11 protein-coding genes are annotated in these 12,985 nt (G+C 69.8%); 7 read left to right on the forward strand and 4 right to left on the reverse strand.

What is annotated here, in order from left to right:
- Positions 1 to 119: 119 nt before the first annotated feature.
- Entirely contained in the window at positions 120 to 737 is a 618-nt protein-coding gene (locus tag IU450_RS24035) for a TetR/AcrR family transcriptional regulator (RefSeq protein ID WP_195152006.1), read from the reverse strand.
- Between the two features lie 116 nt (positions 738 to 853).
- Between IU450_RS24035 and IU450_RS24040 the strand changes: the two genes are divergently transcribed.
- Positions 854 to 1,876 carry a hypothetical protein gene (locus tag IU450_RS24040; RefSeq protein WP_195152007.1) on the forward strand — a complete coding sequence of 341 codons (1,023 nt, stop codon included), beginning with the start codon at positions 854 to 856 and terminating at the stop codon, positions 1,874 to 1,876.
- A 39-nt stretch (positions 1,877 to 1,915) separates the two neighbouring features.
- Here the strand turns inward: IU450_RS24040 and IU450_RS24045 are convergent, their stop codons facing one another.
- Complete coding sequence (locus IU450_RS24045; protein WP_324197790.1) at positions 1,916 to 2,236, reverse strand: metalloregulator ArsR/SmtB family transcription factor; 321 nt, start codon at positions 2,234 to 2,236, stop codon at positions 1,916 to 1,918.
- 758 nt (positions 2,237 to 2,994) lie between these two features.
- Between IU450_RS24045 and IU450_RS24050 the strand changes: the two genes are divergently transcribed.
- The 3 genes from IU450_RS24050 to IU450_RS24060 all read left to right on the forward strand — a co-directional run bounded on the left by IU450_RS24050 (position 2,995) and on the right by IU450_RS24060 (position 5,659).
- Entirely contained in the window at positions 2,995 to 3,924 is a 930-nt protein-coding gene (locus IU450_RS24050) for a CorA family divalent cation transporter (protein WP_195152008.1), read from the forward strand.
- A 146-nt stretch (positions 3,925 to 4,070) separates the two neighbouring features.
- On the forward strand, positions 4,071 to 4,439 hold the full coding sequence (locus tag IU450_RS24055; protein WP_195152009.1) for a nuclear transport factor 2 family protein: 369 nt from the start codon (positions 4,071 to 4,073) through the stop codon (positions 4,437 to 4,439).
- Between the two features lie 317 nt (positions 4,440 to 4,756).
- Positions 4,757 to 5,659: a S1C family serine protease gene (locus IU450_RS24060; RefSeq protein WP_228835057.1), complete on the forward strand. Its 903-nt coding sequence runs from the start codon at positions 4,757 to 4,759 to the stop codon at positions 5,657 to 5,659.
- Between the two features lie 7 nt (positions 5,660 to 5,666).
- Here IU450_RS24060 and IU450_RS24065 read toward each other — a convergent pair whose 3' ends face one another.
- Positions 5,667 to 6,371, reverse strand: coding sequence for a TVP38/TMEM64 family protein (locus IU450_RS24065; RefSeq protein WP_195152011.1), 705 nt, complete (start codon positions 6,369 to 6,371; stop codon positions 5,667 to 5,669).
- Between the two features lie 181 nt (positions 6,372 to 6,552).
- Between IU450_RS24065 and IU450_RS24070 the strand changes: the two genes are divergently transcribed.
- The 3 genes from IU450_RS24070 to meaB are packed head-to-tail and all read left to right on the forward strand — an operon-like array spanning position 6,553 to position 11,716.
- Positions 6,553 to 8,409 carry a methylmalonyl-CoA mutase family protein gene (locus tag IU450_RS24070; protein ID WP_195152012.1) on the forward strand — a complete coding sequence of 619 codons (1,857 nt, stop codon included), beginning with the start codon at positions 6,553 to 6,555 and terminating at the stop codon, positions 8,407 to 8,409.
- Positions 8,409 to 10,676: a methylmalonyl-CoA mutase gene (scpA, locus tag IU450_RS24075; protein WP_195152013.1), complete on the forward strand. Its 2,268-nt coding sequence runs from the start codon at positions 8,409 to 8,411 to the stop codon at positions 10,674 to 10,676. The genes IU450_RS24070 and scpA overlap by 1 nt, the downstream gene beginning before the upstream one ends.
- Positions 10,673 to 11,716, forward strand: a complete 1,044-nt coding sequence (gene meaB / locus IU450_RS24080) for a methylmalonyl Co-A mutase-associated GTPase MeaB (RefSeq protein WP_195152014.1) — start codon at positions 10,673 to 10,675, stop codon at positions 11,714 to 11,716. The genes scpA and meaB overlap by 4 nt, the downstream gene beginning before the upstream one ends.
- 59 nt (positions 11,717 to 11,775) lie before the next feature.
- Here the strand turns inward: meaB and IU450_RS24085 are convergent, their stop codons facing one another.
- Entirely contained in the window at positions 11,776 to 12,738 is a 963-nt protein-coding gene (locus tag IU450_RS24085) for an endonuclease/exonuclease/phosphatase family protein (RefSeq protein ID WP_324197791.1), read from the reverse strand.
- Between the last annotated feature and the right edge of the window lie 247 nt (positions 12,739 to 12,985).

Consider the following 12,985-nt stretch of genomic DNA (forward strand, 5'->3'; position numbering starts at 1 on the left):
CTGTGGGAAGCGACCTGCGGAAGAGTTGCCGAGAGCGCCCGGCCGTGCGGTGCGGCGCGCTCGAGCTGGACGGCCGACCACTTCAGCAACGGATGGGTGGCGCGGTGGACGGCTTCGGGTCAGCTCGATGCCGGATCCCGTCGGCGGATCAGCGGCAGGTAGACCTCGTCCACGATCTCGACCAGGACGTCGTCGGGCGCGGTCGGCGCCGCGCGGACGACGAATTCGTTGCGGAGCAGAACGAGGGCCACTGTGGCGACGCGCGGATGCAGCGCTTCGGGAGCGGCTTCACCCCGGGCGACCGCGCGGCCGAGGAGGGTGAGCCACGGTGCGGCGGTGGCCTCGCCGGACTGGTCCGGCAGCTGCGCCAAGAGTTCCGAGGCGCCACCGGCGGCAGCCATGAGTTCCCGCAGGACGGCGCCCAGTGGCGAACTCCAATGGCGGTTGACGCGCCGCAGCAGTTCGAGCACGTCTTCGCGCAGATCGCCGGTGTCTGGCGGTTGCGCCGTCGTGGCCAGTTGCCGGTAGGCGGCGATGCCGAGCGTCAGCCGGTTCGGCCAGCGGCGGTAGATGGCGTTCTTGTTGGTGCCTGCGCGGGCGGCGACCTTGTCCATGGTGAGTGCGGCGTATCCGGATTCGACGAGTTCGTCCGCCGCGGCCCGCAGTATCGCCCCTTCGAGGGCGGGTCCGCGCCGGCGCGTCTGCCCGGCGCCGGCTTGCCGCACCGCATCCTCCACGACGACCCCTTTCCGCAGTCGGTGCCGATCGTACTTCCCGATCCTGGGCTTGCCCGGTGCACCCCGGACCTTTAAGGTACTGAACGTACCTTATTTTGAAGGAAAGGACGGCTGCCATGCGCGCCAAAGGCATCAGCTACGAGACCGGCTTCCTGCGTGACGGGCAATTCGCCCGCGTCGATTTCGATCCGCAGACCGTGGCCCGCGAGCTGCGTATCATTCGTGACGACCTGCACTGCAATGCGGTGCGGATCATCGGGGGCGATCCCGAACGGTTGGGACTCGCCGCGACCTGCGCCGCCGATCTCGGCCTCGAGGTATGGTTCTCGCCGTACCCTCTCGAATCGACCGCCGAGGAGATGCTGGCGCTGTTCGCGGACTGCGCCGAGCGCGCGGAGCGGATCCGGCGGCGGGGGGCCGAGGTCGTGTTCGTGACCGGCGCCGAACTGAGCTTGATGCACCCCGGCTTTCTCCCCGGCGACACTCTCGACGAGCGCGTCCGGTTGCTGACCACCCGGCCGGAGGATCTGGGCGAGCGGGTCGGCGAAGCCAGTGCGCGTGTGAACGACTTCCTCGGCAAGGCGGTGGCCGTCGTCCGCGAGCGTTTCGGCGGCCGCGTCACCTACGCTTCCATCCCGCTCGAGCGCGTCGACTGGACACCGTTCGACATCGTGTCGGTGGATCTGTATCGGACGGCCGAGGTCGCCGAGCGATTCGGTGACGGCGTTCGTAGCCTTGTCGCGCAGGGAAAGCCGCTCGCGATCACCGAGTTCGGCGCGGCGACCTTCGAAGGCGCCGGCGACGTGGGCGCCCAGGGTCTCGAGATAGTCGAATACGACGCCCACGGACCGATCCGGCTGGACGGCGAGTACGCCCGCGACGAGGCCGGGCAGGCGGCCTATCTGCGTGAGCTACTGGAAGTCTTCGACGCCGAGGGTGTCGACAGCGCGTTCGTGTTCATCCTCGCGCTCTACGACCACGTGCACCGCCCCGGCGGTGACCCACGCGACGACCTGGACCTGGCGAGCTACGGCATAGTCAAAGTCCTCGAAGGCAGCCGGGGTGACACCTACCCGGACCTCCCGTGGGAGCCCAAGGCCGCCTTCGGGGCCCTGGCCGAGTACTACCGAAGTCACTGAGACGCGAGAGTCGACGAGCGGGGGTCGTATGACATCCGGTCAGCCGGGGTGCTCACGGTGGTGGCGGAAGGCCAGGCGGACGAGGTCGGCGATGTCGGGGTCGGCGATCGTGTAGACGTGGCGCCTGCCGTCTTTGTGGGCGCGGACCAGCCCCGCGAGTTTGAGTTTGGCCAGGTGCTGGCTGACGGCGGGCACGGAGTGGCCGACGGCGGCGGCGAGCGTGCCGACGTCGCGGTCGCCCTGCGCGAGCAGCCACAGTATCTGCAGGCGCGCGGTGGCCGCGAGCATGCCGAAAACCGCTGCGGTGTCCTGTAATCGGTCCTCCGGGATGGGGCCCGGCGGCTCGCCGTGCTCGGTCACGTCCGCCTCCAAAGCTGTCGGTAGGGTGGCACGACCGTGTCCGGTTGTGCAACCGCCCGGCGGCCGATGAGCGGCCCGGCGCCGCGCACCGCGAAAACCGCTGTCGTGCCCGGTTATCCGGGTCACCGCGCGCCGCTGGGTTTCCACCGAGTGGCGCGCGGTCGAATACTTGCGCAACTGATTGACGTACCCCGATCGGCGGGTTTCTAATGATGGATGGCGCAATTCGTGCGCCGGTCGACCCACGAAGCGAGGTGAGCGGCAGATGCCGGATGACAGTATCGACGTCTACAGCTGGGCCTCTCTCGCGAAACGGGTTGCGCCGGCGCGTCGTTGATCTGTGTGCGTGATCGGCGGCCGGGCAACGGCGCCGCGATCGGCCGCCGCGGCACGAATCCACCCTCGTCATTTCTTCGACGCGTAAGGACAGCGCCTCCGGGTTCGACCGGTGCGTGGTCCTTTGTCCGCGGGCGACCCAGGCATGGTGTCGTCGCGGCTCGACGCTGCCCGCACCCGTGCGCCCGTCTCCGGAGGGGCGCGCCAGCCCGCACGATAGTAAGTATTGGAGCCCCCGCTATGGCCACATTGCCCGAAAAAGCCGAAATATCGCCTCGCCCACCGAGTCCGGAAGGGGCGATCCGGTGCGCACTCGGTCCGCACCGTTTGCCCACGGCGAGCATGCGCTACGGCCGTCCGCGACAGCAGGCGGGTCCGTCCTCGGGTTCGCCCGTGCGCGCTCTCTCGGGCGGCAGTAGCCGATGACGACCTTTCTCAGCGCCGTGACCGCCGACCACTTCGACACCGAAGTGCTCCAGCAGCATTGGATTCCCCTCGCCGCCGACGACGCCGACACCGCGGCCGTGCTACGGGAACGGCTCGGCATCGACTTCACCGCCGTAGGCAACCAGGTCCGGGAGACCGACAACTTCCTCTACATTCCGGTGGTCGCCACCTACCAGCGCGGCGAAACCATCGAACGCGCGACGATCGTCTTCGCGTTGGGCGGTGAGTTCCTGGTGACGCTGCAGCCGTCGGAGCACTTCCTCCCGTTCGACAAAGCGGTCGCGAAGATGCGGCGCAACACGGCGCTCGCCGGCTCCGCGCACGGTGTGATGTACGCGCTGCTGTGGGCGCTGAACGAGGCATCGGAGCGGGTGCTCCACCACGCCGGTGACACGCTGGAGGAGGTGCGCGAGGAGATCGCGAGCGCTGTCCACGGCCACGAGCGGGAGAGTGCGGATGCCGACGTGCGCGGCACGATGTCGCGGATGGACGCGACCGAACAGGTTGTCTCGCACGTCCGGGAGACGCAGCTGCAACTGGCCCGCGCCGCGCGCCACCTGATGGCAGACACGCCGCCCGGCCACGAGCCGTACGGTGCGATCGGCATCCTCATCGCCGACATCGACGGGGTGCGACAGCACGCCGGGGTCGAGCACGACAAGGTCCGCTACCTGCAGCAATCGGCCATCGGCCGGCTGGAGGTGAAACGGAACCGGATCGTCGAGGCCTGCACCAACCTGTCCGCGGTCCTGCTGCCTCCCACGCTGATCGCCACCTGCTTCGGCGTGAACTTCACCTGGATGCCAGAGTCACCCTGGCCGTACCGGCTCGTGGCCGTCGTCCTGATGGGGCTGGTCGCGGTGCTTCCGTTGGTCTATCTCGGGAAGCAGGGCCGCCTGCGCTGACTCCCGGCCGCGGCTTTCACCGGTTTCCGGCGATCATTACCTCGCGCGTAATCGACCTGGGGCCCCCGGCACGGCAAGGTTGGAGACAGCCGATCGGAAGATCCGGATCGGCTGACGAAAACCGTTACAGCACAGGAGGATTCAGCATGTCGCGTTACGAGGAAGCGGTCGATCGGTACTTCGCCGCGTGGAACGCCACCGACGGGGACGCCAGGACCGCCGCGGTCGCGGCCGCGTGGGCCGAAGACGGCGGGTACACCGATCCGCTCGCGGCGGTCAGCGGGCACGCAGAGCTGGCGGCGGCCATCGGCGGTGTGCAGGCGCAGTTCCCCGGCTTCGAGTTCCGTCGCCTCGGCGAGGTCGACGGCCACCACGACATCGTCCGCTTCTCCTGGGAACTGGTCTCGCAGGCCGATGGCAGCGCCCCGGTCGCGGGCTCGGACGTGATCACCCTCGGGGCCGACGACCGGATCACGAACGTGCACGGATTTCTCGACCGGGTGCCCTCCGCCTGACAGCCGCGGACGTCACTCTGCCGGTGGGCTGCGGATCGGCTCTTCTGCCGCGGGAATCGGTGCCGCTGATCACGGCACCGAGACCGAGGCCGGCTCTCTCGGCCGCCGCCGAACTCCGGGAAGGCTGGGTCCGGCACGGCGAATCCAGGGTGGTCCGCTGCATTGCCGACGCGCTACAGCCCGGTGACACGCCAGGCGCGCCGCAGTCCGGTTGCGCCTGTGGCGAACACGGTGCGGCGTTCCCGCCCCGGGGGCATCCTGGACGAGTAGTGCAATTCCGGCAAACAGGGGTGGTGGTCGGCGTGGACGACGCCGCGATGGATGCCTACTCGCGCACGGTGATCGCGGTGGCGGCCTCGGTGACGCCGCACGTGGCCAGTGTGCGGACCAGGCGGGGGAGCGGATCGGCGGTGGTCTTCACCGATGACGGGTTTCTGCTGACCAACGCGCACGTCATCGGCGCGACGAGCGAAGGTGAGGTGGTCTTCGCCGACGGGGTGGAGGCGCGGTTCGGCGTGGTCGGGGTGGATCCGCTGTCGGATCTGGCGGTACTGCGCGCACACGGCGGCGCGCCGGACGCGGTGGCCCTCGGCGACGCCGACCAGTTGGTGGTCGGCCAGTTGGTGGTCGCGGTGGGCAGCCCGCTCGGCCTGGCGGGTTCGGTGACCGCGGGCGTGGTGAGCGCGCTCGGACGCGCGGTGCCGGTCGCTTCCCGCCGCGCCGGACGGGTGATCGAAGACGTGATCCAGACCGACGCCGCGCTGAACCCCGGTAACTCCGGTGGCGCGCTGGCGGATTCGGCGGGTCGGGTGGTCGGCATCAACACCGCCGTCGCCGGAATCGGGCTCGGCCTGGCCATCCCGATCAACGCGACGACACGCCGGATCATCGGCACGCTGCACGCCGAGGGGCGTGTGCGGCGGGCGTATCTCGGCCTGGTCGGAGTACCCGCGCCACTGCCCGACCCGGTCGCGGAGCGCACCGGACAGGCCGCGGGGGTGCGCATCGTGGAGGTGGTCCGCGGCGGCCCTGCCGACCGGGCGGGGCTGCGCCGCGGCGATCTGGTGCTGAGCGTCGCGCGTTCGCAAGTGCGTGACGCGCAGGGCATCCAGCGGCAGCTGTTCGCCGAGGCGATCGGCGTGCAACTACCTGTGACCGTGCTGCGCAACGGGGCGATGGTGGACGTGATCGCGGTTCCGGTGGAATTGGCCGCGGATTGAACGCGACCTAATCGGCGGCAGCGACGGGCTCGGCGGCAGCGACGGGCTCGGCGGCAGCCACCGGAGCGGTCGGCGCCGTCTTCCACCGGGCGTCGACGACCAAGCCGGCCAGGCCGATCGCGAGACAGACGCCGGACAGCGCCAGCATCGCGGGGTGGGTGGTGCCGGTGAGCGCGTCGCCGAGGATGACGGTGCCGATGGTGCCGGGCAGCACACCGAGCACCGTGGCGATCAGGTACGGCCGAAACCGGATCGAGGACAGTCCACAGCAATAGTTGATCACCGAGAACGGCACCGCCGCGATGAGCCGCAGCGAGCCGACCGCCAGCCAGCCTCGGCGCGCGAGACGCTCGTCGATCGCCCGCACCGCGGGATGGGTCAGCCGGGCGGCGACCTGATCGCGATCGAGCGCGCGGACGAGCGCGATCGCCAGCGCCGCGCTGACCGTCGTGGCGCCGACCGCCAGCGCGATGCCGAGCAGCGGTCCGAACAGCAGCCCGGCACTCACGGTGAAAACGGTGCGCGGGATCGGCGCCACCGTCACCAGGGCGTGGACCAGGAAGAACAGCAGGGGAAAGACGGGGCCGACCGACGTCGCCCACTCCTGCACCTGGCGCGGTGACGGCAGCGGGACCAGCAGCGCCGCGCCGAACAACGCGACCGCGCCGACGATCAGGGCGACGATACGCGGGTCACGCAGCAGCCTGGTCACCGGCGACAGGTTACCCGTTGGTAGTGGCGGGCAGGGTCAACCGGCCGGGAATCCGCCCGCTAGCATCAGTGGAAGCGGGACGAATGCTCGTTAACCGAAGTAGTCGCTGAGCTGGGCGAATGTGAGGGAAACGGGCGCACACTGCCGGTGCGTCCGCGTTGAGGAAGAGGAACAGCAAGCTATGCCGATTGCTTCAGATCCCGGGGCGGATCCGGTGCCCGACTACGCGCAATGGCGCAAGGGCGTTGCCGGGGTGCTGGCGAAGGCTCGCCGCGTCGATGTCACCGAACTTCCCGAGGAGCCCGAGCGGCTGCTCGACGAAACCACCTACGACGGCCTGACCGTCGCTCCGCTCTATACCCGGCGCGACGAGTTGCCGGAGCAGCCGCTGCCGGGAAGCTTTCCCTTCGTTCGCGGCCGGGATGCCACCCGGGATGTGCACCGGGGCTGGTTCGTCAGCGCGCAGGTCGCCCAGCGCGACGCCGCCGCGGCCAACCGGGAGATCCTCGCGGGGCTGGAGAACGGGATCAGCGCGATCTGGCTCGGCGCGGGCGAGCGCGGCGTGCCGGTGGCGGATCTGCCTGCCGCGCTGGCGGGTCTGCTGTTCGAATTGGCGCCGCTCACGCTGGACGCGGGTGGCGACGTCGCCGGTGCGGCGGCGCAGGTGTTCACCGTGCTCGACGGCTATGCGGCGCCCGAACGCGAGGACATCCGGATCGCCCTCGGGGCCGCGCCGCTGACCAGCCGCTTCGCCGGTCTCGCCGACATCGGCCTGACCGAGGCCGTCGCACTCGCCGGGCAGGCGGTCCGACGGCCGGAGACGGTTCGTGCGATCACCGTGGACGGCACCGTCTTCCACGACGCGGGCGCCTCCGACGCCCAGGAATTGGGCGCGGCCGTCGCCGCGGGCCTGGCCTATCTCCGGTCGCTCACCGAGAGCCTGGACATCGCGGACGCGCTGGGGCAACTGGAGTTCCGGCTCGCGGCCACCGATGATCAGTTCGCCACCATCGCGAAGTTCCGTGCCGCCAGGCAGCTCTGGGCGCGGGTCGCGCAGGTGTGCGGCGCACCGGATTTCGGCGGCGCCCCCCAGCACGCGGTCACCTCGGCCGCCATGATGAGCCAACGCGACCCCTGGGTGAACATGCTGCGCACCACGCTCGCGGCGTTCGGCGCGGGCATCGGCGGCGCCGACATCGTGACCGTGCTGCCGTTCGACTCGGCTCTGCCGGCCGGTGAGCTCGGCGTCTCGAAGTCGTTCGCCGACCGCATGGCCCGCAACACCCAGCTGCTGCTGCTCGAGGAATCGCATCTCGGTCATGTGCTGGATCCGGGCGCGGGCTCCTGGTACGTCGAGGACCTCACCGCCGCGTTGGCGGCGAAGGCGTGGGAGTTCCTCCAGGAGATCGAGGCGGCCGGTGGCTACCTCGCCGCGCTGGAGTCCGGTCTGCTCGCCGAGCGCGTGGCCGCGACCAAGGCTGCTCGCGACACCGATGTCGCGCACCGCAAGACCGCCGTCACCGGCGTGAACGAATTCCCGAATCTGGCCGAGCAGCCGTTGTCCGAGGCGGCGCGGCGCGGCGGCCGGGTGGCCCGCTACGGCGCCGCGTTCGAACAGTTGCGTGACCGCTCCGACGCCTACCTCGCCGAGCACGGCACGCGGCCGAAGGCGCTGCTGGTCCCGCTCGGGTCGGTGGCCGAGCACAACGTACGGGTCACTTTCATCGCGAATCTGCTGGCCTCGGGCGGCATCGAGTCGATCAATCCCGGTCCGCTCGCGGTGGACGCGATCGCCGCGGCGGCCACCGAAGCGGGGGCGCCGATCGCGGTGCTGTGCGGGTCCGACACGCGCTACGGATCCGAAGCAGGTGCGGCGGTGGAGCAACTGCGCGCCGCGGGTGTGTCCACCGTGCTGCTGGCCGGTGCGGCGAAAGCCGTCGCCGACCTGGACGACGCACAGCGCCCGGACGGATTCCTCGCCGCGCGCATCGACGCCGTCGCCGCGCTGTCCGGCCTGCTGGAGAAGGTGGGAGCCTGATGACTACTCGTGAGATCAAGCACGTGATCGGCAGTTTCGCCGACGTGCCGCTGGCCGAGCGCGCACCGGAGCCCGCCGCGGTCGACGCGGCGCAGGTGACGGAATACGTGCGCGCTGCCGCGGCGGCCAACCAGTACGCCCCCGAGCAGCTGGTGTGGGCGACGCCCGAGGGCATCGACGTGCCGCCGGTGTTCACCAAGGCCGACCGGGATGCCGTTGCGGCCGAGGGGTATCCGCTCGACAGCGTGCCCGGCGTCGCGCCGTTCGTGCGCGGGCCGTACCCGACCATGTACGTCAACCAGCCGTGGACCATCCGCCAGTACGCCGGTTTCTCCACCGCCGCGGACTCGAATGCCTTCTACCGGCGCAACCTGCAGGCGGGGCAGAAGGGTCTGTCGGTAGCGTTCGACCTGGCGACCCACCGCGGCTACGACTCCGATCACCCGCGCGTGCAGGGTGACGTCGGCATGGCGGGCGTGGCCATCGACTCGATCCTGGACATGCGCCAGCTGTTCGACCACATCCCGCTGGATCAGGTCAGCGTCTCGATGACGATGAACGGCGCGGTGCTGCCGATCCTGGCGCTGTACGTCGTCGCCGCCGAGGAGCAGGGCGTCGCACCCGAGCAGCTGGCCGGAACCATTCAGAACGACATTCTGAAGGAGTTCATGGTCCGCAACACCTACATCTACCCGCCGAAGCCCTCGATGCGGATCATCTCCGACATCTTCGCCTACACCAGCGCGAAGATGCCGAAGTTCAATTCGATCTCCATCTCCGGCTATCACATCCAGGAAGCGGGCGCGACCGCGGACCTGGAGCTGGCCTACACCCTCGCCGACGGTGTCGAGTACATCCGCGCGGGCGTCGACGCGGGTATGGAGGTCGACAAGTTCGCGCCGAGGCTGTCGTTCTTCTGGGCGATCGGCATGAACTTCTTCATGGAGGTCGCCAAGCTGCGCGCCGGGCGCCTGCTGTGGAGCGAGCTGGTCGCGAAATTCAACCCGAAGAGCGCGAAATCGCTGTCGCTGCGCACCCATTCGCAGACCTCCGGCTGGTCGCTCACCGCGCAGGACGCCTACAACAATGTCGCGCGCACCTGCATCGAGGCGATGGCCGCCACCCAGGGCCACACCCAGTCGCTGCACACCAACGCGCTCGACGAGGCGCTGGCGCTGCCGACGGACTTCTCCGCCCGCATCGCCCGCAACACCCAGCTGCTGATCCAGCAGGAGTCCAACACCACCCGCCCGATCGACCCGTGGGGCGGCTCGTACTACGTCGAGTGGCTCACCCACCAGCTGGCCAACCGCGCCCGCGCGCACATCGCCGAGGTCGAGGCGCACGGCGGCATGGCGCAGGCGATCGGCGAAGGCATCCCGAAGCTGCGCATCGAGGAAGCCGCCGCGCGCACCCAGGCGCGCATCGATACCGGTCAGCAGCCGGTGATCGGCGTCAACAAGTACCAGGTCGAAGAGGACCAGCAGGTCGAGGTCCTCAAGGTCGAGAACTCGCGGGTGCGCGCCGAGCAGATCGAGAAGCTGCAGCGGCTGCGCGCCGAGCGCGACCCGGACGCGGTGCGGCGGGCACTGGCCGAATTGACCCGCGCCGCTGCCTCTTCCGAGGGCGGCATGGCGAACAACCTGCTCGCGCTGGCCATCGACGCGGCCAGGGCCAAGGCCACCGTCGGCGAGATCTCCGATGCGCTGGAGCAGGTGTACGGCAGGCACCAGGCGGAGATCCGTACGCTCTCCGGTGTGTACCGCGACGAGGCCGGAAAGGTCACGAACATCACCGAGGCGAGCGAGCTGGTCGAGGAATTCGCCGAGGCGGAGGGTCGCAGGCCGCGCATCCTCGTCGCGAAGATGGGTCAGGACGGCCACGACCGGGGACAGAAGGTGATCGCCACGGCCTTCGCCGACCTCGGCTTCGACGTCGACGTGGGCCCGCTGTTCCAGACCCCGGAAGAGGTGGCGCAGCAGGCGGCCGACAACGACGTGCACGTCGTCGGGGTGTCGTCGCTGGCGGCCGGCCACCTCACGCTGGTGCCCGCCCTGCGGCAGGCACTGGCCGATGTCGGACGTCCCGACATCATGGTCATCGTCGGCGGCGTGATCCCGCCCGGTGACTTCGACGAGCTCTACCAGGCCGGCGCGGCGGCGATCTTCCCGCCCGGCACGGTGATCGCGGACGCGGCCATCGACCTGCTGAAGAAGCTCGGCGCCGAACTCGGTCACGAACTCGGCAGCGACGCCGCGCCGGAATGAGCGACGCGGGTTCCGCGGCGCGGGACACCCCGAAGGTGGCCGCGCGCCGGACGATCGATGTCGACGCCCTCGCCACGGCGGTCCGCGCCAACGAGCGGGCCGCCCTGGCGCGGGCGATCACGCTGGTGGAGTCCACCAGGGCCGATCACCGGGCGCTGGCGCAGCAGTTGCTGCTGAAGGTTTCGCCGGAGGCGGGCTCCGGGAGCGTTCCGTCCAACCGCGTCGGCATCACGGGCGTTCCCGGCGTCGGCAAGTCGACCTTCATCGACGCGCTCGGCATGTACCTGATCGGGCAGGGGCACCGGGTCGCCGTGCTCGCGGTCGACCCGTCCTCGACCCGGACCGGCGGATCGATCCTGGGCGACAAGACGAGGATGGCGCGCCTGTCGGTGGAACGTGACGCCTACATCCGGCCTTCGCCCACCGCGGGCACACTCGGCGGCGTGGCCAAGGCGACGCGCGAGACCATCGTGCTGCTCGAGGCGGCCGGATACGACGTGATCCTGGTCGAGACCGTCGGGGTGGGCCAGTCGGAGGTCACCGTCGCGAACATGGTCGACGTGTTCTGCTTCCTCACCCTGGCCCGGACCGGTGACCAGTTGCAGGGCATCAAGAAGGGCGTGCTCGAACTCGCCGATCTGGTCGCGGTGAACAAGGCCGACGGCAAACACGAGGTCGAGGCCAAAGCCGCCGCCAGGGAGCTCGCCGGTGCGCTACGCCTGATCCACCCGCACGACGCGCTGTGGCGGCCACCGGTGCTGACCATGAGCGGGTTGGAAGGCAACGGCCTGGACCGGTTCTGGGACACGGTGCTCGAACACCGCCGCGTGCTCACCGACGCCGGGGAATTCGACGCGCAGCGGCGTCGCCAGCAGGTCGACTGGACGTGGACCATGGTGCACGATCAGTTGCTGCGCAGGCTCGCGGACAATCCGGAGGTGAAAGCCATTCGGGCGCAGGTGGAAAAGCAGGTCCGCGACGGCACCCTGACCGCCGCGCTCGCCGCCGAGGAACTCCTGCGCGCCTTCGACGGCCGCTGATCGAGCCGGATCCGGACCTGGCCGACCGGACGATACCGCGCTCAGCACCGCTGCGTGCGTTACCGCCGCTCGCTGTTCAAATGGACCCGCGCCGCCAAGGCATGGTGGTCCGCACCGGGGAGGCGCACCGTCTCCACCGCGACCGCGCGCCCGCCTGCGACGAGGATGTGGTCGATACCGACCAGGGCCGGCCACCGCTTGTCGGTCGGATAGGTGACGAGATGTCCGGCACCGGCCTGTTCGGCGGCGTCGCCGAAGCGGCCGGAGAGCATCGCGCGGAACTGCCGATGATCGTAGGTCGCGTTGAAGTCGCCGCCGACGATGGCCGGTCGATCTGCCGGCGATCGTTCGAGAATGTCGTGCAGGCGGGACAACTCGTCGGCCCAGACCGGAGTGCCGAACACCGGTGGTACCGGGTGGAAGGCGTAGACCGTGACCGGCCCGGTGCCGGGAATGTCTGCTGTTGCCGAGATCTGATTCAGCACGAAGCCGTCGTACTCTTCGGTTTCCGACAGGGGGTAGCTGCTCCATATTCCCGTCCCGGTCGCTGTCCTTCCCGGTGAGACGAATCGATACGGCAACAGTCGGTCGAGTCCCGCGCGGCCGAGATCCTCGACTGCCGCAGGCGTGAGCTCGTTGACGGTGAGGACACCGATGTTCCGCGTGCGCACCTCGTCGACCAGTGCCTTGGGATCAGCTCCGTCGAAGAGAAGATTGGCCTGCATCACCGTCACCAGGCGTCCGTCCTCGGCGCCCGAGCGACCGACGTACAGCGGAGCTTGCGTCCACGCCGCGATGGCGACGACGACGATTGCGACTCCGGCACCGCTCCAGTGCCGCATGGCTGCGAACGCCACCGCTGCCACGAAGGCGGAGATCATCAGATACGGCGCACCCGAAGCCGCCAAGACCAGCGTTCGGGATGACGACCCATTGAAGTGCAACGCGACCCCCACGGCACCGGCCAGTGCCGCAATCCAGGCCAGCAGATGGACTCCGGCCAGAATCGACTTCGCTATCACACTCGATACTCAAACACACCGGCGGCGAACGGCGTCCGTGGCGGGAGGCTGCCGGAGGTGGTCGAGTGCGGCCCGCTCCCGATCGTCAGGCGTGGCTGTGTTCGCCCTGCGCCGGGCGTTCGTGGAACCGCTCGGCGACGCCGTGCGCGCGGGCACCCGCGCGATGCGACCACGATCGGTCTCGGCGGCACGCGCTGCCCGTTCCACTTCGACCGCATCAGCTGAACGAGTCGGCGCGCGGGCGGGA

Source organism: Nocardia abscessus, assembly GCF_015477775.1.
Classification (GTDB): Bacteria; Actinomycetota; Actinomycetes; order Mycobacteriales; family Mycobacteriaceae; genus Nocardia; species Nocardia abscessus_A.